General features: G+C 66.4%; 22 protein-coding genes and 3 tRNA genes. All 25 read left to right on the top strand.

Features of this window, described 5'->3' with window-relative positions; translation table 11 throughout:
* The first annotated feature begins 49 nt into the window (after positions 1-49).
* The 25 genes from TBD_RS03635 to pnp all read left to right on the top strand — a co-directional run bounded on the left by TBD_RS03635 (position 50) and on the right by pnp (position 20,980).
* Positions 50-1,138 carry a PepSY-associated TM helix domain-containing protein gene (locus TBD_RS03635; RefSeq protein ID WP_011311226.1) on the top strand — a complete coding sequence of 363 codons (1,089 nt, stop codon included), beginning with the start codon at positions 50-52 and terminating at the stop codon, positions 1,136-1,138.
* A gap of 181 nt (positions 1,139-1,319) precedes the next feature.
* Positions 1,320-2,051, top strand: a complete 732-nt coding sequence (locus TBD_RS03630; protein ID WP_148203001.1) for an energy transducer TonB — start codon at positions 1,320-1,322, stop codon at positions 2,049-2,051.
* Positions 2,052-2,053: 2 nt separating this feature from the next.
* Positions 2,054-2,806: a MotA/TolQ/ExbB proton channel family protein gene (locus TBD_RS03625; protein ID WP_011311224.1), complete on the top strand. Its 753-nt coding sequence runs from the start codon at positions 2,054-2,056 to the stop codon at positions 2,804-2,806.
* A complete protein-coding gene (locus TBD_RS03620) occupies positions 2,806-3,228 on the top strand; it encodes an ExbD/TolR family protein (protein WP_011311223.1) in 423 nt (140 codons plus the stop codon). Before TBD_RS03625 ends, TBD_RS03620 begins: the two co-directional genes overlap by 1 nt.
* Positions 3,229-3,301: 73 nt before the next feature.
* Complete coding sequence (locus TBD_RS03615) at positions 3,302-4,249, top strand: DUF6662 family protein (protein ID WP_011311222.1); 948 nt, start codon at positions 3,302-3,304, stop codon at positions 4,247-4,249.
* A gap of 8 nt (positions 4,250-4,257) precedes the next feature.
* Positions 4,258-4,803: an FMN-binding protein gene (locus TBD_RS03610; RefSeq protein ID WP_011311221.1), complete on the top strand. Its 546-nt coding sequence runs from the start codon at positions 4,258-4,260 to the stop codon at positions 4,801-4,803.
* Complete coding sequence (locus tag TBD_RS03605) at positions 4,800-5,663, top strand: FAD:protein FMN transferase (RefSeq protein WP_011311220.1); 864 nt, start codon at positions 4,800-4,802, stop codon at positions 5,661-5,663. Before TBD_RS03610 ends, TBD_RS03605 begins: the two co-directional genes overlap by 4 nt.
* Positions 5,660-6,133, top strand: a complete 474-nt coding sequence (locus TBD_RS03600; RefSeq protein ID WP_011311219.1) for a hypothetical protein — start codon at positions 5,660-5,662, stop codon at positions 6,131-6,133. Before TBD_RS03605 ends, TBD_RS03600 begins: the two co-directional genes overlap by 4 nt.
* Before the next feature lie 71 nt (positions 6,134-6,204).
* Positions 6,205-7,428 (top strand): carbohydrate porin, encoded by a 1,224-nt coding sequence (locus TBD_RS03595; protein ID WP_011311218.1) that lies wholly within the window; start codon positions 6,205-6,207, stop codon positions 7,426-7,428.
* A gap of 182 nt (positions 7,429-7,610) precedes the next feature.
* Positions 7,611-7,823, top strand: coding sequence for a (2Fe-2S)-binding protein (locus TBD_RS03590; protein ID WP_011311217.1), 213 nt, complete (start codon positions 7,611-7,613; stop codon positions 7,821-7,823).
* 156 nt (positions 7,824-7,979) lie between these two features.
* Positions 7,980-8,459, top strand: coding sequence for a bacterioferritin (gene bfr, locus TBD_RS03585; RefSeq protein WP_011311216.1), 480 nt, complete (start codon positions 7,980-7,982; stop codon positions 8,457-8,459).
* A 55-nt stretch (positions 8,460-8,514) separates the two neighbouring features.
* Positions 8,515-9,138 carry a uracil-DNA glycosylase gene (locus tag TBD_RS03580; protein ID WP_011311215.1) on the top strand — a complete coding sequence of 208 codons (624 nt, stop codon included), beginning with the start codon at positions 8,515-8,517 and terminating at the stop codon, positions 9,136-9,138.
* 2 nt (positions 9,139-9,140) lie between these two features.
* Positions 9,141-9,326, top strand: coding sequence for a tautomerase family protein (locus TBD_RS03575; protein WP_011311214.1), 186 nt, complete (start codon positions 9,141-9,143; stop codon positions 9,324-9,326).
* Positions 9,327-9,421: 95 nt separating this feature from the next.
* Complete coding sequence (gene uvrC, locus TBD_RS03570; RefSeq protein ID WP_011311213.1) at positions 9,422-11,218, top strand: excinuclease ABC subunit UvrC; 1,797 nt, start codon at positions 9,422-9,424, stop codon at positions 11,216-11,218.
* Between the two features lie 4 nt (positions 11,219-11,222).
* Positions 11,223-11,789 carry a CDP-diacylglycerol--glycerol-3-phosphate 3-phosphatidyltransferase gene (gene pgsA / locus TBD_RS03565; protein WP_011311212.1) on the top strand — a complete coding sequence of 189 codons (567 nt, stop codon included), beginning with the start codon at positions 11,223-11,225 and terminating at the stop codon, positions 11,787-11,789.
* A gap of 62 nt (positions 11,790-11,851) precedes the next feature.
* Positions 11,852-11,927, top strand: a tRNA-Gly gene (locus tag TBD_RS03560).
* Between the two features lie 69 nt (positions 11,928-11,996).
* Positions 11,997-12,070: transfer RNA gene (locus TBD_RS03555), tRNA-Cys, on the top strand.
* Positions 12,071-12,095: 25 nt separating this feature from the next.
* A tRNA-Leu gene (locus TBD_RS03550) sits at positions 12,096-12,182 on the top strand.
* 115 nt (positions 12,183-12,297) lie between these two features.
* A complete protein-coding gene (gene rimP / locus TBD_RS03545; protein ID WP_148203000.1) occupies positions 12,298-12,726 on the top strand; it encodes a ribosome maturation factor RimP in 429 nt (142 codons plus the stop codon).
* An 18-nt stretch (positions 12,727-12,744) separates the two neighbouring features.
* Entirely contained in the window at positions 12,745-14,223 is a 1,479-nt protein-coding gene (gene nusA / locus TBD_RS03540; RefSeq protein ID WP_011311210.1) for a transcription termination factor NusA, read from the top strand.
* A 9-nt stretch (positions 14,224-14,232) separates the two neighbouring features.
* Positions 14,233-17,001 carry a translation initiation factor IF-2 gene (gene infB, locus TBD_RS03535; RefSeq protein ID WP_011311209.1) on the top strand — a complete coding sequence of 923 codons (2,769 nt, stop codon included), beginning with the start codon at positions 14,233-14,235 and terminating at the stop codon, positions 16,999-17,001.
* Between the two features lie 107 nt (positions 17,002-17,108).
* Positions 17,109-17,483: a 30S ribosome-binding factor RbfA gene (gene rbfA, locus TBD_RS03530; RefSeq protein WP_011311208.1), complete on the top strand. Its 375-nt coding sequence runs from the start codon at positions 17,109-17,111 to the stop codon at positions 17,481-17,483.
* The gene (truB, locus tag TBD_RS03525; RefSeq protein ID WP_011311207.1) at positions 17,480-18,376 is read left to right on the top strand and encodes a tRNA pseudouridine(55) synthase TruB; all 897 of its coding nucleotides are present in this window, start codon (positions 17,480-17,482) and stop codon (positions 18,374-18,376) included. Before rbfA ends, truB begins: the two co-directional genes overlap by 4 nt.
* An 89-nt stretch (positions 18,377-18,465) precedes the next feature.
* Positions 18,466-18,735, top strand: a complete 270-nt coding sequence (gene rpsO / locus TBD_RS03520; RefSeq protein WP_011311206.1) for a 30S ribosomal protein S15 — start codon at positions 18,466-18,468, stop codon at positions 18,733-18,735.
* A gap of 124 nt (positions 18,736-18,859) precedes the next feature.
* Positions 18,860-20,980: a polyribonucleotide nucleotidyltransferase gene (gene pnp, locus TBD_RS03515; protein ID WP_011311205.1), complete on the top strand. Its 2,121-nt coding sequence runs from the start codon at positions 18,860-18,862 to the stop codon at positions 20,978-20,980.
* Positions 20,981-21,010: the final 30 nt, after the last annotated feature.

Genomic DNA, 21,010 nt, shown 5'->3' with positions numbered 1-21,010 from the left:
CGCCACAGCAGGCCGCGTGTCGAACGCCGGGGCAAGGGAAGCCGCAGCGATGACGGCACGCCGCCTCGTCGTCAAGCTCCACCTCTATACGGGGCTCTTCGTCGGCCTGCTGCTGGCGGTGACGGGGCTGAGCGGCAGCGTGCTCGTATTCCGCGAGGAGCTCGAAGCGCTCGCCCATCAGCATCTGCTCGTTTCCGACGGGTCAGGCGAGCGCGTTGCGGTGGCAGACGTGGTGGCGGCCGTGCAGCGCGCCTACCCGGCCGACAAGCCCTTCGCGATCCGCGTGCCGCGCGCGCCGCAGGAGACCTATCTCGTCAAGCTCAATAACGCACACGACCGCTTCGTCTATGTGGATCCCTACGACGGCAGCATCCTCGGCACGCATCGCCAGCGCGAGACCGTGCTCGGATGGCTTGCACTGCTGCACACCGAACTGCTGGCCGGCGAGGCGGGCGAGACCGTGGTCGGAGTCGGCGGGCTGCTGCTGCTCGGCCTGGGCGCGACGGGGGTCGTCCTCTGGTGGCCGCGAAACGGAAAACTTTCGCAGGGCTTCAAGATGCAGTGGTCGGCGCACTGGAAGCGGCTGAATTTCGACCTCCACCGCGCGACCGGCATCTACGCGGTGCTGTTCCTCTCGATCACGGCTGCGACCGGCGCCGCCTTCGTGTTCAACGCAAGCGCGATCGATCTCGTCGACGCACTGACCGCGAGCGCGCCGCGGCCGCCGGCACCGCGCCTCCCGCCCGATCGCCCGGGCGCGCCTGCGCCGACGCTCGACGCGCTGCTGCAAGCGGCCGACCGCGCGCTGCCCTTGCCGACCACCTGGGTCAGCCTGCCGCAAACCGCGAGCGCGCCGCTCGTCGTGCGCAAGAAACGGCCGGACGAGCCGCACCCGAACGGACGCAACTTCGTCTTTCTCGATCCGCGTTCCGGCGCGGTGCTGCAGCTCGAACGCGACCTGTTGGCGCCGCGCGGCACGCGCGTCTTCAATACCCTTTATCCGCTGCACGTCGGGGCGATCGCGGGGACGCCGACCCGCATCCTGCAAGCAGCGGTCGGCCTCGCGCCGCTCGTCCTCATGGTGACAGGGTTGGCGATGTGGGCGAACCGCCGCCGGCGCAAGCGCCCACCTCGGTAAGCGTCCTCCCACGCTAATCCATGCGCCCACCATTGACTACAGTAATGCGAACCATTATTATTCGCGTTGCTTGAGATCGTCCGCGGAATCCTTTGCTGCGCGACCTCTGATACGCCAGCCACGGACCGCGCCGAAGCGCCCCCAGCCAGCACCGTTTGTTTTTGAACTGGACCGTCTGGGAATGACCGCTTCGCCCTCCGCCGCGCCCGCCCCGCTGCCCGCTCCCGGCTTTGCCGTCACGGCAACGCGCCAGCGTGCGCTGCGGCCCGCGTTCCTGGGCGTGACGCTCGTGCACGCGGCCCTGCTGGGCATGCTCATGTCTGCCGCCGACGAGGCCGAGCCGCCCGTTCCCCCGCGCCCGCTGACGGTGAGTCTGATCGTGCCTGAGCCTGAACGGCCCGAGCCGCAACCCGCCCCACGGCCAACGACACCCGAACGCCCCGCCGAGCCGCAGCCGCCCGAACCGAAACAGGAGACGCCGGCACCACCGCGGCTGGCCGCGGAGCCGACGCCGGCGCTGCCTGCCGAGCCCGTCGTCGAAGCGCCCGCGCCCCGCTCCGAGCCTCCGCCGCCCGTCGCGCCGCCAAGCCAGCCGGCGCCGGTCGCCCAAGCGACACCGACCCCCGCGCCGACCCCAGCGCGCCCGGCCGACTACCGGACCAATCCCAAGCCGCCGTACCCGCGTCTGTCGCGCCGGCTCGGCGAGGAAGGCACGGTTCGTCTCAACATTCTGGTCAACCCCGACGGCAGCGTCGCCCGCCTCGAACTCGCGGAGAGCAGCGGCCACCCGCGCCTCGATCGCTCGGCGATGGAGACGGTGCAGTCGAGCTGGAAATTCGAGCCGGCCCGCCAGGGCGGCAGCCCGGTGGCCGCGTGGGTCATCGTGCCGATTCAATTCACGCTCAGGAGCTAAGCATGCCAACCGCCGCCCCCACCCAACTGGGCTTCGCCCACTTCATCGCCCAGGCCGACGGGCTCGCGCATTTCCTGCTCGTCGTGCTGCTCGCGATGTCGGTCGTCACCTGGACGCTCATCGTCGCCAAAAGCGTCGGCAACTGGCGCATGAAGCAACACGCACGGGCCTTCCTCGCGCACTTCTGGAATGCCCCCGGCCTGCCCGCGGTCGCCGACCATCTGCAGAAGCACGGCGTCAAGGATCCGTTCTCGCACCTGACCCATCACGGCCTCAAGGCCGCCGAGCAGTACCGCAACCGCTCGGGCCAGCGCCTGATCGAGTCGGGCTCGGAAGACGAATTCCTGACCCGCGCGCTGCGCCGTGCGATCAATCAGGACACGGCGCGTCTCGAATACGGCCACACCATGCTCGCGTCGATCGCGTCCTCCGCGCCCTTCGTCGGCCTGTTCGGCACGGTCTGGGGCATCTACCACGCCCTGGTCAACATCGGCATGTCGGGCTCGGGCAGCCTCGACCAGGTCGCCGGGCCAGTCGGCGAGGCACTGATCATGACCGCGCTCGGCCTCGCGGTCGCGATCCCCGCCGTGCTCGCGTACAACTTCTTCAATCGCGCCCGCCGCGAGATGCTGTCCGAGGTCGACGGCTTCGCGCACGACCTCTTCGCCTTCATGTCGACCGGCGTGCGCAGCGATACGCGGATCGAAAAGGACGCGCCGCAGATCTACGCAGCGCCCGTCGCAAGGAGCGTGTGATGGCCTTCGGCGGACTCTCGGCCGGCAGCGGCGACAGCGACAACGCGGAGATCAACATGATCCCGCTGATCGACGTGATGCTCGTGCTGCTCGTCATCTTCATCATCACCGCACCGCTCATGACGCACGCGGTCAAGGTCGACCTGCCGCAGGCGTCGAGCCGGCCCAACGAGGTCGAGCCGGAAACGATCCAGCTCTCGATCCAGGCCGACGGCTCGGTGCACTGGAACACCGAGCGCGTCGACGCCACGGCCTGGCAGACGCGCATGAATGCGGCCGCGCAGCAGACGCCGCAACCCGAAATCCACATCCGCGCCGACGGCGAACTCGCCTACCGGCACGTCGCGCAGATCATGGCCGACGCCGCGCGCGCCGGACTCACCCGGCTCGGCTTCGTCACCGAACCGCGCACCACCTCCTGACGCCTCTCCACTCCGCCAGCCACTCCGCATGGAACAGCCAGCCAAGCCTTCAACGCTCCTCTGGGAACTAACCATGAAATCACGTATCGCGATGCTCGCTTCGCTTCCTTTCGTCCTCGCATTGACCCCCTCCGTCGCCCAGGCCGACGAACACCTGCTCGGCTACGTCAGCGGCGCCGAGACGCTGCCCCAGGGCGCGAACGACGCCTATCTGTTCGTGACGCGCCGCTGGGACAAGGGACGCGGCGACTACACGGCTCACGACTACTCGCTCGAATACGAGCGCGGCCTGACCCATCGCCTGACCGGCGGCATCGAGCTCAAGGGCCAGTCGATCGACACCAGCGGTCTGGTCATCGACGGCTACATGCCGGGCGCGGAGGAATACGGCATCAAGGCGTCGGGCATCGAGGCCAAGCTCAAGTACGCCTTCCTGTCGGTGGCGAAGGATGAAGTCGGCCTATCGGGCACCTTCTCGCTCCAGCAAAGCTGGCTCGACCCGCATTCCGGCCGCGACAAGGACGTGACCAAGTTCGAGCTGGGCCTGCAGCTGCAGAAGCTGCTGGTCGACGACCAGCTCTCGCTCATGTTCAACACCGGCTTCGAGGGCACCTACGCCAAGCGCGCCGCCCTCGACGCCGCGACCCAGGCTGCCGCCGACGCCGAAATCCAGACGCTGACCGGCGACCCCGGCGCGAGCTTCGAATGGCCGACCGATCCCGAAATGGAAATCGAGTTCAAGCTCGGCGCGGGCGCCGCGTACCGCATCGCGCCCAACTGGTACATCGGCGCCGAAACCCTGTACGAGACCGAGTTCGAAACCGAGGTCGGGCAGGAGCGCTGGTCGGTGTTCGCGGGACCGTCGATCCACTACGGCAGCAAGCAGTGGTGGGCGACGCTGACCTGGTTCGAGCAGCTCGCGGGCGGCAAGGAGCAGTACATCAGCCAGGCCGACGACGACCTGCACCTGATCGAAAAAACCAAGCACGAGCTGCGCCTGAAGCTCGGCTACAACTTCTGAGGCCCGCCATGTCGATCCGGCCCGACTGGTTAATCGTTCCCGCCGTGTGCGCCCCGCTGTTGGCGGCGGCGCCGGCTTTCGCCGTGCAGTACATGACCGCCGAAGCGGCGCAGAAGCTGATGTTTCCCGAAGCGAGCGCCTTCACGGCCCAGCCGGTCAAGCTCGACGAGGCGCAGAAGCGCGCGGTCGAGAAGGTCGCGCGGGTGCGCATGCGCTACCCCGAGCAGCCGGTGTGGCAGGCCGTGGCCGACGGCAAGCCCGTGGGATGGTTCGTGCTCGACGAGGTCTACGGCAAGCACGAATTCATCACCTACGCCGTCGCGCTCGACCTGTCGGGCGCGGTGCGCGGCGTCGAAATCCTCGACTACCGCGAAACCCACGGACGCGAGGTGCGTAATCCGAAATGGCGCGCGCAGTTCACCGGCAAGAAACACGGCGCCCCGCTGCGGCTGGACGACGACATCCAGAACATCAGCGGCGCGACGCTTTCGTGCAAACACATCAGCGAGGGCGTGCGGCGCGTGCTCGCGATCCACGAGGTGGCCTTGAAGTGATTTCGCGACGCGCCCAGCCCTGGCTCGGCACCTTGGTCGAAATCGTCGCCGAGGGGGCGGACGACGCGACGCTGATCGCCGCGTCCGATCGCGCCTTCGCGCGCATCGCCGCGGTTCATGCGCAGATGAGTTTCCAGGCCGCCGACTCCGCGCTGTCGCGCGTCAACCGCGACGCGCAGCACGACTGGGTCACGCTGTCGCCTGATCTTGCCGCCGTGTTCGCCGCAGCGCTGGCGTTCGCGCGCGCGAGCGACGGTTTGTTCGACCCGAGCGTCGCAGGGCGGCTCGTCGAATCGGGCCAGTTGCCGCGGCACACCGGCTTCCCGGACGCGACGACGACCGACTGGCGCGGTATCGAACTCGACGGCGACCGCGTGCGCTACACGCAGCCGCTGCTCGTCGACCTCTCGGGCATCGCCAAGGGCTATGCGGTCGACGTGGCGCTCACGAGCCTGCGCGACGCGGGCCTCGCGGCCGCCACCGTAAACGCCGGCGGCGATCTCGCGCGCTTCGGCGGCGCGACGCCGATTCACGTCCGCCTGCCGCAGCAGCCGACGCAGAGCGTGCGGCTCGCCGAACTCGACCACGGTGCAGCCGCGACCTCGGCCGGCTATTTCCAGCCCGGCGCGCTGCGCCATCCGCGCAGCGGCGAAGCACTGTGCGCCGAGACCAGCGTCACCGTGCTCGCGCCTGACTGCATGACGGCTGACGCGCTGACCAAGGTCGTCGCGGCCGACTCGGCCTGCGCCGCCGGCGTGCTCGCGCGCCATGGCGCGCAGGCCATCGTGCTCGACGGCCAACGCGCGATATGCAGCGATGCCGACGGCTGGCACGACCTGCCCGCGGGAGGCACGGCGTGAGCGCACTGACCATTCGTCTCGGTGCGCGCCACAGGCGGCTCACTTACGCGACCTTCGCCCTGCTCTGGACGAGCGGCGCGCTGTGGCTGGCGTTCCATTACTTTTTGCGCGTCGAAGGCGACTTCGGCCCCGAAGCGCATCCGCTCGAAGTCTGGTGGCTCCGCCTGCACGGGCTGACGGCGATGCTCGCGCTGGTTGCCGTCGGTTCGCTTGCGACCAATCACGTGCGGCTCGCGTGGAAGCGCGGCAAGAACCTCGGCACCGGCCTGCCGATGCTCGCGATGACGGCGTGGCTCGCCGTGAGCGGCTACGCGCTTTATTACTTCGCGTCCGAGGCCAACGAGGCGTGGCTGCCGCTCACGCACTGGATCGCCGGTCTCGCCGTGCCGCTCGCGGGGCTCGTTCACGTGCGCCAGGGGCGACGCCCGCCCGCGCACGCGATGCATCGCAAACCGGCACGTTCCACCTGATTTTTTTACCCGCCAGCCAGGGCGATCGCCCCAAGCCAGCTCTTTCTCAACTGCAACAAGGGGAGTAGTAAATGAAGTACGAATTGAAACGCACCACACTCGCTGCGGCGCTTCTGTCGGCCCTGGCCGCACCTGCATGGGCCGACATGAGCGTCGAAGAGCGCCTGAAGGCGATGGAAAGCCGCCTGAACGCGCTCGAAGCCGAGAACCAGGCGCTCAAGGGCCAGCTGCAGAGCACCGAGCAGAAGGTCACGGCGACCACGGCGCAAATCGAGGAAGTGTCGCGCACGGCTTCCACCGGCGGCGCGAGCTGGGCCGAGAACACGCGCATCGGCGGCTATGGCGAACTGCACTACAACAACCTCGACGGCGAAGGTGGTGCATCGGACAAGGAAGAATTCGACTTGCATCGCTTCGTGCTGTTCTTCGGCCACACCTTCAACGAACGCACGCGTTTCTTCTCAGAGGTCGAGGTCGAGCACAGCATCGCCGGCGAGGGCAAGAACGGTGAGATCGAGCTCGAGCAGGCCTACGTCGAATACGACCTCACGCCCAATCACCGCGTCAAGGGCGGCCTCTTCCTGCTTCCGGTCGGCCTGATCAACGAAACGCACGAGCCGCCGACCTTCTACGGCGTCGAGCGCAACCCGGTCGAGAGCAACATCATTCCGGCGACCTGGTGGGCCGGCGGCGCCGCAATCGCGGGCGACCTCGGCGCCGGCTTCGGCTACGACTTCGCGGTCCACGAGGGCCTGGGGACGACCGCGGCGAAGAGCTACAAACCGCGCGACGGCCGCCAGAAGACGAGCAATGCCAAGGCCAACGACCTCGCCTATACCGCGCGCCTGAAGTGGACCGGCATGCCCGGACTCGAACTGGGCGGCTCGCTGCAATACCAGAGCGACATGACCCAAAGCCTCGACGCCAACGCCGGCAGCGCGACGCTGGCCGAAGTGCACGGCGTCTTCACCAAGGGCCCGTTCGGCCTCAAGGCGCTGTATTCGCAGTGGAATCTCGACGGCAGCGGACCCGAGGCGATCGGCGCCGACAAGCAGCTCGGCTGGTACATCGAGCCCTCGTTCAAGCTGTCCGAACAGTGGGGCGTCTTCGCCCGCTACAACCTGTGGGACAACACCGCAGGCGACAGCGCCGACAGCGAAAAGAAACAGATCGACGCCGGCGTGAACTTCTGGCCGCATCCCGACGTGGTGGTCAAGGCCGACTACCAGCATCAGGACAACGACAACGGCCAGAACCAGAATGGTTTCAACCTCGGCGTCGGCTACCAGTTCTGACGCTTCCCCATCGGCGGGTCGTGATCCACGGCCGCCGTCTACGCCCGCCACACCTCGCTGAGGTCCGGCGGGTTTTTTTCGCCTTACGAGCCGGCAAATGTTCGAATCAAACGATAAACCTATTGACAATCATTCTCATTTATTTAGAATGATCATCAATTGATCCTGAGCGGAGAAATTCCATGTACGTCTGCCTGTGCCACGGCGTCACCGACACCGACATTCGCCGCCTCGTGCGCACCGAAGGTGTGTGCACGATGCGTGAACTGAGCCAGGAACTCGGCGTTGCGACCCAGTGCGGCAAGTGCGGTCGCTGCGCCAAGGAAGTGCTGTGCCAGGCCGTGGCCGACGTCCGCCAGGAAAACGCCTGCTGCGGCGCCTTGATGGCGGCCTGACCCGCGCATCCGGGCCGCCGGAACTCTTTCTTTGCTTGCCTGGTCCGTCGTTCTTCCCAAGAATGGCGGAAACCCCGCTTCGCCCTCCAGCCACGTAGCCTATAACGCCATATAGCCAACGGCTATTCGGGGTGCTTTCAACCACAGGAGAGAAGAATGAAAGGCGACAAGCAAGTTATCCAGTATCTGAACAAGGCGCTGACGGTCGAACTGACCGCCATCAACCAGTATTTTCTGCACGCGCGCATGTACAAGAACTGGGGCCTCAACGCACTCGGCAAGCATGAATACGAGGAGTCGATCGAGGAGATGAAACACGCCGACAAGCTGATCGAGCGCATCCTGTTCCTGGACGGCCTCCCCAACCTGCAGGACCTCAACAAGCTCATGATCGGCGAGAACGTCGTCGAATGCCTGAACTGCGACCTCAAGCTCGAGCTGACCGGCCGCGCGCTGTACGTCGAGGCGATCGCGCACTGCGAATCGGTCAAGGATTACGTGTCGCGCGAAATCCTCGTCGGCATCCAGTCCGACACCGAGGAGCACATCGACTATCTCGAAACCCAGCTCGACCTTGTCAGCCGCATGGGCGAGCAGAACTACATGCAGACCGCCGCCGGCCCGATCGAAAGCTGAGCCGCATCGCGCCTACAATCGATGCCCCCGCCGTGGGGCATTTTCAATTCGACCAATGGAATTCGACGCCAACTGCCGCGCCTGTCCGCGCCTCGCCACCTTTCTCGACGAGGTACGCGGGCGCCACCCCGACTATCACGCCCGCCCGGTGCCGCCGTTCGGCGACGCGGCGCCGCGTCTGCTGATCGTCGGCCTCGCACCCGGCATGCACGGTGCCAACCGCAGTGGACGCCCGTTCACCGGCGACCACGCGGGCATCCTGCTCTACGAGACGCTACACCGCTTCGGCTACGCGAGCGCACCCGCATCGCGCGCGCGCGACGACGGCCTGCAGTTGACAGGCTGCCGCATCACCAATGCAGTCAAATGCCTGCCGCCGGCGAACAAGCCCGAGCCGGGCGAGATACGCGCGTGCAACGGCTATCTCGCCGCCGAAATCGCCGGCCTGCCCGGGGGCGCGACGATCCTCGCCCTGGGGCAGATCGCGCATCAGGCGGTACTGCGGGCGCAGGGGCTCAAGCTCAAGGATTACCCTTTCACGCACGCCAGTGATTACGCCTTGCCCGGCGGCCTTCGGCTCGTCAGCAGCTACCACTGCTCCCGCTACAATACGCAGACCCGCCGCCTCACGCCCGAGATGTTCGCCGCGGTGTTCACCCAGATCCAACGCAAGGACTGACCATGCCTGTCGTCACCATCAAGCTCGCCGGGACGCTGACGCGCGAGCAAAAGAAGAAGGTCGCCGAGGAAGTCACCGCGACGCTCGAACGCCACGCCGGCAAGCCGGCGTCGTACACCTACATCGCGTTCGAGGAGTTGCCGGACGAGAACTGGGCGATCGCCGGAAAACTACTGGACGAGGAATGATTTGCCGCGAGATCGCTCCAACACGCATCGGGGTTTCTCTGTGAAGCGGTCGGCGTGACCGCGCCTGCGCCGCGCCCTCGCGGCCGCTTTCCACCGTGAGCGTCGACAAGGAATTTCTCGCCTCGCTGCCCACCCTTCCGGGTGTTTATCGCATGGTCGACGCGGCCGGCGCGGTGCTCTATGTCGGCAAGGCGAAAGATCTGCGCAAACGCGTCGGCAGCTATTTCCTCAAGACCGACCAAAGTCCGCGCATCCGGCTGATGCTGAAGAGCGTCGATCACATCGACACGACGGTGACGCGCACCGAGGCCGAAGCGCTGCTGCTCGAGAACAACCTGATCAAGGGCCTCAAGCCGCGGTTCAACATCCTGTTCCGCGACGACAAGTCCTACCCCTACCTGCTGCTGACCGGCCACGGCTACCCGCGCCTGGCGTATTTTCGCGGCGCGCCGAAGAAACGCGACCAGGCCTTCGGCCCCTACCCCAATTCCTACGCGGTGCGCGAGAGCATCCAGCTCCTGCAGAAGGTGTTCCAGTTGCGCACCTGCGAAGACACGGTGTTCGGCAACCGCTCGCGCCCCTGTCTGCTGCATCAGATCAAGCGCTGCAGCGCGCCCTGCGTCAGCCTCGTCAGCGCGGAGACCTACGCGCGCGACGTCGCCGAGGCCATGCTGCTGCTCAAGGGCGAAGCGACGGCGCTGACCGAGGAAATCACGGCGCAGATGAACGCCGCGGCGGAAAACCTCGACTTCGAGACCGCAGCCTATCTGCGTGACCGGCTGCGCATGCTCGCGACCGTGCGCGAAAAGCAGTTCGTCGACACCACCGGCAGCGAGGCCGACGCCGACGTCGTCGCCGTCGCCGAGGTCGGCGGCGTCATCGCGGTCAACCTGACCATGATCCGCGGCGGCCGCCATCTCGGCGACCGCAGCTTCTTTCCGCAACACGGCGAAGGGGCGGCGCTCGGCGAAGCGCTCGAAGCCTTCGTCGCGCAGCACTACCTCGATCACCCGATCCCGGCGCGCATCCTGGTCAGCGAGGCGATCGACAGCGCCGCGCTGCAGACGCTGCTGAGCGAACAGGCCGGCAAGAAGGTCACGCTGCAGCATCGCGTCACCGGCGAGCGTCGCGTCTGGATCGCGATGGCGCAGGCCAACGCGCGACTCTCGGCCGAGCGCCGCAGCGCGGACCGCGCCAACCAGTCGCAGCGCCTCGCCGCGCTGCGCGATACGCTCGAACTGCCGACGCTCAACCGTATCGAATGCTTCGACATTTCACACACCATGGGTGAGGCGACGATCGCATCCTGCGTCGTCTACGAAGGCGACGACCTCAAGAAATCGGACTACCGCCGCTACAACATCGAGGGCATCACGCCGGGCGACGACTACGCCGCGATGCACGCCGCGCTGATCAAGCGCTTCCACCGCACGGTCGAGGAAAACGGCGTGCTGCCCGACCTGCTGCTGATCGACGGCGGCAAAGGGCAGGTCGCGATGGCGGTCGAGGCCTTAGCCGAGCTCGGCATCGACGACGTCCTGCTACTCGGCGTCGCCAAGGGCGAAAGCCGCAAGCCGGGCCTCGAGACGCTGATCTTCGCCGACGGCCGCGAACTGAAGCTTGCCCGCGATCATCCCGGTTTCCACCTGATTCAGCAGGTACGCGACGAGGCGCACCGGTTCGCGATCACGGGCCACCGGGCCAAGCGCGGCAAGGCGCGCGTGCAGTCGACGCTCGAGGACATCGCCGGCATCGGGCCGAAGCGCCGCAAGCAGCTGCTCGAACACTTCGGCGGGCTGCAGGGCGTGCGCAACGCGGGCGTGGACGCCCTTGCCTCGGTCAACGGTATCAGCCGAGAATTGGCGGAAATCATCTATAACGCGCTCCATTGACCCGATGCCGCTCAATCTCCCGAACCTGCTGACCTGGCTGCGCATCCTGTTCATTCCGCTCATGGCGGGGGTGTTCTATCTTCCCGACGGCTGGGTCACGCCGCCCCAGGCGAACCTGCTCGCCGCGCTCTTTTTCGGCGTCGCCGCGCTGACCGACTGGCTCGACGGGTACCTTGCGCGCGCGCTCGGCCAGACCTCCGCGTTCGGCGCGTTTCTCGATCCGGTCGCCGACAAGCTCATGGTCGCCGCGGCGCTGATCGTGCTGATCGATCTCGACCGCGTCGCGCCGCTGATCGGCCTCATCATCATCGGCCGTGAGATCACGATCTCGGCGTTGCGCGAATGGATGGCCAAGGCGGGCAAGTCGGCGAGCGTCGCGGTCTCCTTCGTCGGCAAGCTGAAGACCGCAGGGCAGATGGTCGCCATCGTCCTGCTGCTCTACTTCGCGCCGCTGGCCGGCCTGCCCACGGCCCGGATCGGGACCCTGCTGATCTGGCTGGCCGCCGTCCTCACGTTGATTTCGATGGCCTACTACCTAATGATGGCGGCGCGGGCGCTGCAAAAAACTTGAGGAAAATCCGCGCCGGCTGTTGACAGAAAATGACGGAATCACCATAATGCGCAGCCTTCAACGCGGGAATAGCTCAGCTGGTAGAGCGCAACCTTGCCAAGGTTGAGGTCGCGAGTTCGAACCTCGTTTCCCGCTCCAGAATCCTGGGGAAAACAGAAGGCTCTGCCCGGATGTTTTCCCCTTTTCGTTTGAGCGGTTTGCCGCGACGGCGCGTTAGCAAAGCGGTTATGCACCGGATTGCAAATCCGTGTAGGTCGGTTCGACTCCGGCACGCGCCTCCACATTCCCGGGACTGCTGTCCGCTTTGCCCGGATGGTGAAATTGGTAGACACAAGGGACTTAAAATCCCTCGCCAGCGATGGCGTACCGGTTCGATTCCGGTTCCGGGCACCATCTCCCTTCCTGTCTCGCGGTCTCGGTGGTATAATTCCGCCGCTTGATTCTTTAACAAATGGGCGCTTGGCCCATTTTTTATTTGTGCTGCCCGCCGGCAGACGACGGATTTTCAATGATTGATCTGCCCGCCCGACTGGAGCCTGTACTCGCCGGACTCGGTTACGAGTTGGTGATGCTCGAGCGCGCGGGCCGTGGCCTGTTGCGGATCTTCATCGACAAGCCGGGCGGCGTGACGATCGACGACTGCGTCGCGGTGAGCAATCACCTGACCCACCTGTTCACGGTCGAGAACATCGATTACGACAGGCTCGAAGTGTCTTCGCCGGGCCTCGATCGGCCGCTGGTCAAGCCGCAGGATTACGCGCGCTTCGCCGGCGAGCAGGTGACGCTCAAGCTGCGCGTGCCGATGGACAATCGCCGCCGGCTCAGCGGCCAGCTGCTGGGCCTGGAGAGCGACGCGGTGAAATTGGTCGTCGATGGCCGCGAAATGTCGGTCGATTTGAGAAATGTGGACGCTGCCCGCCTCAAGCCGATGGTTTGAAGCGAAGCTGGAGAGAATATGAGCCGTGAGATGTTGATGCTGGCCGACGCGCTGGCGCGCGAAAAGAACGTGGACAAGGAGGTGGTGTTCGAGGCCCTCGAGCAGGCGCTCGCCTCGGCCACCAAGAAGCGCTTCAAGGAAGAGTCCGACGTGCGCGTCGCGATCGATCGCGAAACCGGTGACTACGAATCCTTCCGTCGCTGGCTGGTCGTGACCGAGGCCGAGCTCGAATCCGAGGGCTACCAGATCCTGCTGGTCGACGCCCAGGACAAGATCCCGGACATCGAAATCGGCGACTACATCGAAGAGCCGCTCGAAAACGTCGAGTTCGGCCGCATCGGTGCCCAGGCCGCCAAGCAGGTCATCCTGCAGAAGATCCGCGATGCCGAGCGCGAGCAGATCATCAGCGACTTCCTCGCCCGCAAGGAACACCTCGTCAATGGCGTCGTGAAGCGCATCGACCGTGGCAACGCGATCATCGAATCCGGCCGCGTCGAAGGCTTCCTGCACCGCGACCAGATGATCCCGCGCGAGAACCTGCGTGTCGGCGACCGCGTGCGCGCCTACCTGCTGCGCATCGACCGCGGCAACCGCGGCCCGCAGGTCGTGCTGTCGCGCACCGCCCCAGAATTCATCATGAAGCTGTTCGAGCTCGAAGTGCCCGAGATCGAGGAAGGCCTGCTCGAGATCAAGGCCGCGGCCCGTGATCCCGGCCTGCGCGCCAAGATCGCCGTCGTCTCGCACGATCCGCGCATCGACCCGATCGGCACCTGCATCGGCCTTCGTGGGTCGCGCGTCACCTCGGTGACCAACGAACTCGCCGGCGAGCGCGTCGACATCATCCACTGGTCGGCCGATCCGGCACAGTACGTGATCAATGCCCTCGCGCCGGCCGAAGTCAGCTCGATCGTCGTCGACGAAGATACGCACAGCATGGACGTCGTCGTCGACGAGGAACAACTCGCGATGGCGATCGGCCGCGGTGGCCAGAACGTGCGCCTGGCGTCCGAACTGACCGGCTGGGAACTCAACATCATGTCGCGCGAGGCGGCTGAAGAGAAACAGTCGAGCGAAAGCCAGAAGACGCTGCAGCTCTTCATCGAGAAGCTCGACGTCGACGAGGAAGTCGCCCAGATTCTGGTCGACGAGGGCTTCTCCACGCTCGAGGAAGTCGCCTACGTGCCGCTCAACGAAATGCTCGAGATCGAAGCCTTCGATGAAGCGCTCGTCAACGAACTGCGCAACCGGGCGCGCAACGCCCTGCTGACCGCGGCCATCGTCGGCGAGGAGCAGGTCGAGGCCTCGGCCGGCGACCTGCTGTCGCTCGACGGCATGGACGCCGAAACCGCACGCTTGCTTGCCAGCAAGGGGGTCCACACGACCGAGGATCTGGCGGAGCTGGCGGTCGACGAGCTGACCGAAATGGCCGCGATGGACGCGGAACGCGCCAAACAATTGATCATGGCCGCACGCGCGCCCTGGTTCGCCCAAGGCTAAGAGGATTGCATGAACGTTGAACAATTCGCCCAGGAACTGAAACTGCCGCCCCAGCTGTTGCTCGAACAGCTGAAAGCGGCGGGCGTCAGCAAGAATGATGTCGTCGACCCCGTCACCGAGGCGGACAAGGCGCATCTGCTCGACTATCTGCGCAAGATGCATGGCGGCGGGGGCGGCGAAACCGGCAAGACCAAGATCACGATCACGCGCAAGCAGACCGGCGAGATCCGCAAGACCGACAGCACCGGAAAATCCCGCACGATTCAGGTCGAGGTACGCAAGTCGCGCACCTACGTGAAGCGTGACCCGGCAGCCTTGGCGGCCGAGGCGCTGGCGGCCGCGGAGCCTGCCGCCGCCGCGCCCGCCGCCCCGCCTCCAGCGCTCGAGGAAGTCCCTGCAGAGCCCGCGCCGATCGAGGCTCAAGCCCCGGTCGCCGAGACGCCCGCCGCCGAACCGGCTGTCGTCGAGGCGCCGGCGCCCGAACCCGCCGTGACGGCCGAAGTCACCGCACCGGCACCCGTCGAGGCCGCGCCCGAACCGGCGCCGGCGGCGAAACCCGAAGGCGAAGCCGCCCCCGTCAAGAAGACAACCCGCATCAAGAAAGCCTCGATCCTGAACGAAGCCGAGGTCAAGGCGCGGGAAGACGAAGCGCGCCGTCACCAGGCATTGCTCGAACGCCAGGCGGCCGACGCCAAGGCGCGGATTGAACGCGAAGCCTTGCGCAAGCAGGCCGAGGCCGCGCGCGAAGCGGCCAAGCTCGCCGAGGCGCAGAAGGCTGCAGCGCCCGCGCCCGCCGCGCCGACCGAAAAGACGCTGCACAAGCCCGACAAGCCGGCTGCGGCCAAGGGTGCCAAGGGCCCCGACAAGAAGCCCGCCGGTGCGTGGAAGGACGACGCCGCACGTCGTAGAGGCGGCCTCAAGACCCGCGGCGGCGCAGCCCCGGACGCCGGCTGGCGCGGCCGCAAAGGCAAGTCCAAGTCGGGTCAGGAGGAGACGACCTTCGTCGCGCCGACCGAACCGATCGTGCGCGAGGTGCTCGTGCCGGAAACGATCACGGTCGCCGAACTCGCGCACAAGATGTCGGTGAAGGCCGCCGAAGTGATCAAGGCGCTGATGAAGCTCGGCAGCATGGTCACGATCAACCAGGTGCTCGACCAGGAGACCGCGATCATCGTCGTCGAGGAAATGGGTCACATCGGCAAGCCGGCCGCGCTCGACACGCCCGAAGCCTTCCTGATCGAGACCGGCGAGCCGGGTGAGGCCGAAATGGTCGCCCGCCCGCCCGTCGTCACCGTGATGGGCCACGTCGACCACGGCAAGACCTCGCTGCTCGATACCATCCGCCGCACACGGGTGGCCAGCGGCGAAGCCGGCGGCATCACCCAACACATCGGCGCCTATCACGTCGAAACCGAGAAAGGCGTCATCACCTTCCTCGATACGCCGGGCCACGAAGCGTTCACCGCAATGCGGGCGCGCGGCGCAAAGGCGACCGACATCGTCGTGCTGGTGGTCGCTGCGGACGACGGCGTCATGCCGCAAACGATCGAAGCCATCCACCACGCCAAGGCGGCCGGCGTGCCCCTCGTGGTCGCGGTGAACAAGATCGACAAACCCGACGCCAACCCGGAGCGTATCCGCCAGGAACTCGTCGCCCAGGGCGTCACCCCCGAGGAATGGGGCGGCGACACCCAGTTCGTCGAGGTGTCGGCCAAAGCCAATACCAACATCAACGGGCTGCTCGACGCCATCCTGCTACAGGCCGAAGTGCTGGAACTCCAGGCCCCCGCAGATGGCCCCGCCAAGGGCATCGTCATCGAAGCGCGCCTCGACAAGGGCAAGGGCCCGGTCGCCACGCTGCTCGTGCAGTCCGGCACCCTGCGCCGCGGCGACATGGTGCTCGCCGGCCAGGTCTACGGCCGCGTCCGCGCGATGCTCGACGAGGCCGGCAAGACCGTCACCGAAGCCGGTCCCTCGATTCCGGTCGAGATCCAGGGCCTATCCGACGTGCCGCAGGCCGGCGAGGACATGATGGTGTTGCCGGACGAGCGCAAGGCGCGCGAAATCGCGCTCTTCCGTCAGGGCAAGTACCGCGACGTGCAACTGGCGAAGAAACAGGCCGCCAAGCTCGAATCGATGTTCGACCAGATGGGCCAGGGCGAAGTCCAGCACCTGCCGATCATCCTCAAGGCCGACATGCAGGGCTCCTACGAGGGTCTGGCGCACGCGCTCGGCAAGATCTCGACCGACGAGGTCAAGGTCAACATCATCCACAGCGGCGTCGGCGCGATCACCGAATCCGACGTCAACCTGGCGCTCGCCTCCAAGGCCGTGCTGATCGGCTTCAACGTGCGCGCCGACGCCTCCGCACGCAAGCTGGCCGAGTCCAGCGGCGTCGACATCCGCTACTACAACATCATCTACGAAGCCGTGGACGAGGTGAAAGCGGCACTGTCGGGCATGCTCGCGCCGGAGAAGAAGGAAAGCGTCATCGGCACCGTCGAGGTCCGCCAGGTCTTCGTGATTTCCAAGGTCGGCACGATCGCCGGCTGCTACGTAACCGATGGCGTCGTCAAGCGAGGCGCCGGCGTGCGCCTGATCCGCAACAACGTGGTGATCCACCAGGGCGAGCTCGATTCGCTCAAGCGCTTCAAGGACGACGTCAAGGAAGTCAAGGCCAACTTCGAGTGCGGCCTGTCGCTCAAGAACTTCAACGACATCCAGGAAGGCGACATTCTCGAAGTGTTCGAGGTGGTCGAGGTGGCGCGTTCTTTGTGAGGGACCAGGGGTCGGGATTCAGGGGCCAGGGGATGAGCGCGGTTCACCGCGCGCCTTTGATCCGCGACTTCCCCCTGATCTCCGACTCCTGAGTCCTGACCCCTGATATGCCCAAGGATTTCCCCCGCGCCCGTCGCGTCGCCGACCAGATCCAGCGCGAACTGCCCGAGCTCATCCGCCAGGAAGTGAAGGACCCGCGCGTCGGGATGCTCACGATCACCGAGGTCGAGGTCAACCGCGACATGGAGTTCGCCAAGGTCTACTTCACGACGATGGGTGGTGAAGCCGAGCACGCCGCCTGCCTGCAGGGCCTGCAGCGCGCGAGCGGCTTTCTGCGCTCTCAGCTCTCGCATCGCATGCAGTTGCGCGTCGTACCCAAGCTGACCTTCGTCTACGACCGCTCGGTCGAGCATGGCATGGCGCTGAGCCGGCTCATCGAAACGGCGGTCGCCGAAGACGCCAAGCACCCCAAGGACGAGTGAAGCCCGCCCGCCAAGCTGTCGATGGCGTGCTGCTGCTGAACAAGCCGGTCGGGATCACCTCCAACGCCGCGCTGCAGAAGGCCAAGTGGCTGCTGAACGCGAAGAAGGCCGGCCACACCGGTACGCTCGACCCCTTCGCCGACGGCCTCCTGCCGCTCTGCTTCGGCGAGGCGACCAAGTTCTCGGCCTATCTGCTCGACGCCGACAAGCGCTATCGCGCGATCCTGCAACTCGGCGTCACGACGCGCACCGGCGACCCCGAGGGCGAGGTGCTCGCGACCCGCGAAGTTCGCGCGACCTGCGCCGACATCCGCGCGGCGCTTCCCGCTTTCGTCGGTGAAATCGAACAGATCCCGCCGATGCATTCGGCACTCAAGCATCAGGGGCGTCCGCTCTACGAGTACGCGCGTGCCGGCGTCGAGATCGCGCGTGCGCCGCGCCGGGTGCATATCCGCGCCCTCGACCTCTTCAAATGCGCCCCGCCCCGCGCGGTCGTCGACGTGCAATGCAGCGCGGGCACCTACGTCCGCACGCTGGCCGAAGACCTCGGCAACGCGCTCGGCTGCGGCGCCCACCTCACGGCCCTCACCCGCACCGCGTCGGGCGGATTCCTGCTCGAACAGGCACACACGCTCGCCGAACTCGAGGCGACCAACGCGGGGGCCAGGCAGGCCCTGCTGCTACCCGCGGACTGCCTCGTCGCGCATCTGCCGAGCGTGCACCTCGGCGAGACCGCCGCCGCGTCCTTGCGCCAGGGCCGGAGCGTGCCCGACGCTGCGGATCGCCGTGGACTCGTGCGCGTGTACGACGGCCACGGGGTATTTGTCGGTCTCGCCGAAGCGGAAGCCGGAAAGCTGGTCCCGCGACGCCTGATCGCCACCGTGCAGGCTTGAGCCGGACCATCCTTTGCGCGTAAAATGCGCCGTTTCCCACGAACGTGTCCCGCTCAGCCGCAGGCCACGCGATTTCTAAGGAGTACACCATGGCTGTCACCGTCGCGCAGAAAGCGCAAATCGTCCAGGATTACCAGCGTGCCGCCGCCGACACCGGCTCGCCCGAAGTGCAGGTCGCGCTGCTGACCGCACGCATCAACGACCTGACCGGCCACTTCAAGGCCAACATCAAGGACCACCACTCGCGTCGCGGTCTGCTGAAGATGGTCAGCCGCCGCCGCAAGCTGCTCGACTACCTCAAGCGCACCAACCTCGAAAGCTACAAGACGCTGATCGAACGTCTCGGTCTGCGCAAGTAAACCCGGAACGGCCACTGTGACCCACGCGCGTCCTGCTGCACCGGCACAGTGGACGGGGCCTGTTGCCCCTTGAATTTCCCACGCCCCGCTTCTGCGGGGCGTTTTTGCTTTGAAAGGAACTCGTGTGAGCGCTATCAAGAAAACGTTTACCTACGGTCGCCACCAAGTCACGCTGGAAACCGGCGAAATCGCGCGTCAGGCGTCCGGCGCCGTCGTCGTCAACATGGACGACACGATGGTGCTCGTGACCGTGGTCGCCAAGAACGAAGTCAAGCCCGGCCAGGATTTCTTCCCGCTGACCGTCGACTACCAGGAAAAGACCTACGCCGCCGGCCGCATCCCCGGGGGATTTCTCAAGCGCGAAAGCCGGCCGTCGGAAGGTGAAACGCTGATCTCCCGCCTGATCGACCGCCCGATCCGCCCGCTCTTCCCCGAAGGCTTCTTCAACGAAGTGCAGATCATCGCGACGGTGATGTCGTCGAATCCCGAAGTCAGCGCCGACATCCCCGCGCTGATCGGCGCTTCGGCCGCGCTCTCGCTCTCCGGCCTGCCGTTCGACGGCCCGGTCGGCGCGGCGCGCGTCGGCTTCATCAACGGCGAATACGTGCTCAACCCGACCAACGCCGAACTCAAGGATTCCGCGCTCGACCTCGTCGTCGCCGGCACCGAAAGCGCCGTGCTGATGGTTGAATCCGAGGCCATGGAACTGCCCGAGGACATCATGCTCGGCGCTGTCGTCTTCGGCCACACGCAGATGCAGGCCGCGATCAACGCGATCAACGAGCTGGCCGACGAAGCCGGCGCCGACGCCTGGGACTGGGCGCCGCCGGCCGAAGACACGGCGATGGTCGACCGCCTCAAGGCGCTCGCCGAAGACGGCCTGCAACAGGCCTACAACATCAAGCAGAAGCGGGCACGCATGGCCGCCGTCGACGAGGTGCGCAGCAAGGCCTTCGCCGAACTCATCACGGCCGACATGGACACGGTGGCGGCCAACCACGTCAAGGACGCGTTCCACCGCCTCGAAGCCGGCGTCGTGCGCAACCGCATCCTCTCGGGCCAGCCGCGCATCGACGGCCGCGACACCCGCACCGTGCGCCCGATCACGATCCGTACCGGCGTGCTGCCGCGCGCCCACGGCTCGGCGCTGTTCACGCGCGGTGAAACGCAGGCCCTGGTCGTGACGACGCTCGGCACGGGCCGCGACGAGCAGACCATCGACGCACTCGAGGGCAGCTACTCCGACCGCTTCATGCTGCACTACAACATGCCGCCCTATGCGACCGGCGAAACCGGCCGCGTCGGCTCGCCCAAGCGTCGCGAGATCGGCCACGGCCGGCTCGCCAAGCGCGCGCTGCTGGCGGTGCTGCCGAGCAAGGAAGAATTCGGCTACACCATGCGCGTGGTCTCCGAAATCACCGAATCGAACGGCTCGTCGTCGATGGCCTCGGTGTGCGGCGGCTGCCTCTCGCTGATGGACGCCGGCGCGCCGCTCAAGGCGCACGTCGCCGGCATCGCCATGGGCCTGATCAAGGAAGGCAACCGCTTCGCCGTGCTGACGGACATTCTCGGCGACGAAGACCACCTCGGCGACATGGACTTCAAGGTCGCGGGCACCGAAAACGGCGTGACCGCGCTGCAGATGGACATCAAGATCACGGGCATCACCAAGGAGATCATGCAGGCCGCGCTCACCCAGGCGAAGGAAGGCCGCATGCACATCCTCGGCATCATGAAGGCGTCGGTCTCCGAGACCCATGAGATGTCGGCCTACGCGCCGCGCATCATCGCGATGAAGATCAATCCCGAGAAGATCCGCGACGTGATCGGCAAGGGCGGCGCCGTGATCCGCGCGCTGACCGAGGAAACCGGCACCCAGATCGACATCCAGGAAGACGGCAGCGTAAAGATCGCCTGTACCAGCATGGAGGCCGGCGAACTCGCGAAGAAGCGCATCGAGGAAATCACCGCCGAGGTCGAAGTCGGCAAGGTCTACGAGGGCCCGGTCATCAAGCTGCTCGACTTCGGCGCGATCGTCAACGTGCTGCCGGGACGCGACGGCCTGCTGCACATCTCGCAGATCGCCCACGAGCGCGTCAATACGATCGGCGACTACCTCAAGGAAGGCCAGGTCGTGCGCGTGAAGATTCTCGAGGCCGACGAGAAAGGCCGCCTGCGCCTGTCGATGAAGGCCTTGCTCGAAGCCCCCGCGCCGACGAGCGGCGGCGAAGAACACGCGAGCTGAGTGGACTGCGTGCGCCGCAAGCGCACGCCG

Source organism: Thiobacillus denitrificans ATCC 25259 (assembly GCF_000012745.1).
Lineage (GTDB): Bacteria > Pseudomonadota > Gammaproteobacteria > Burkholderiales > Thiobacillaceae > Thiobacillus > Thiobacillus denitrificans_B.
This window is presented reverse-complemented; position numbering and strand designations above follow the sequence as displayed.

Excerpts from the sequence above, each read along its gene's own strand:
- TBD_RS03635 (WP_011311226.1), top strand. The coding sequence starts at position 50 with ATGACGGCACGCCGCCTCGTCGTCAAGCTCCACCTCTATACGGGGCTC.
- TBD_RS03630 (WP_148203001.1), top strand. The coding sequence starts at position 1,320 with ATGACCGCTTCGCCCTCCGCCGCGCCCGCCCCGCTGCCCGCTCCCGGC.
- TBD_RS03625 (WP_011311224.1), top strand. The coding sequence starts at position 2,054 with ATGCCAACCGCCGCCCCCACCCAACTGGGCTTCGCCCACTTCATCGCC.
- TBD_RS03620 (WP_011311223.1), top strand. The coding sequence starts at position 2,806 with ATGGCCTTCGGCGGACTCTCGGCCGGCAGCGGCGACAGCGACAACGCG.
- TBD_RS03615 (WP_011311222.1), top strand. The coding sequence starts at position 3,302 with ATGAAATCACGTATCGCGATGCTCGCTTCGCTTCCTTTCGTCCTCGCA.
- TBD_RS03610 (WP_011311221.1), top strand. The coding sequence starts at position 4,258 with ATGTCGATCCGGCCCGACTGGTTAATCGTTCCCGCCGTGTGCGCCCCG.
- TBD_RS03595 (WP_011311218.1), top strand. The coding sequence starts at position 6,205 with ATGAAGTACGAATTGAAACGCACCACACTCGCTGCGGCGCTTCTGTCG.
- TBD_RS03590 (WP_011311217.1), top strand. The coding sequence starts at position 7,611 with ATGTACGTCTGCCTGTGCCACGGCGTCACCGACACCGACATTCGCCGC.
- bfr (WP_011311216.1), top strand. The coding sequence starts at position 7,980 with ATGAAAGGCGACAAGCAAGTTATCCAGTATCTGAACAAGGCGCTGACG.
- TBD_RS03580 (WP_011311215.1), top strand. The coding sequence starts at position 8,515 with ATGGAATTCGACGCCAACTGCCGCGCCTGTCCGCGCCTCGCCACCTTT.
- TBD_RS03575 (WP_011311214.1), top strand. The coding sequence starts at position 9,141 with ATGCCTGTCGTCACCATCAAGCTCGCCGGGACGCTGACGCGCGAGCAA.
- pgsA (WP_011311212.1), top strand. The coding sequence starts at position 11,223 with ATGCCGCTCAATCTCCCGAACCTGCTGACCTGGCTGCGCATCCTGTTC.
- rimP (WP_148203000.1), top strand. The coding sequence starts at position 12,298 with ATGATTGATCTGCCCGCCCGACTGGAGCCTGTACTCGCCGGACTCGGT.
- nusA (WP_011311210.1), top strand. The coding sequence starts at position 12,745 with ATGAGCCGTGAGATGTTGATGCTGGCCGACGCGCTGGCGCGCGAAAAG.
- infB (WP_011311209.1), top strand. The coding sequence starts at position 14,233 with ATGAACGTTGAACAATTCGCCCAGGAACTGAAACTGCCGCCCCAGCTG.
- rbfA (WP_011311208.1), top strand. The coding sequence starts at position 17,109 with ATGCCCAAGGATTTCCCCCGCGCCCGTCGCGTCGCCGACCAGATCCAG.
- rpsO (WP_011311206.1), top strand. The coding sequence starts at position 18,466 with ATGGCTGTCACCGTCGCGCAGAAAGCGCAAATCGTCCAGGATTACCAG.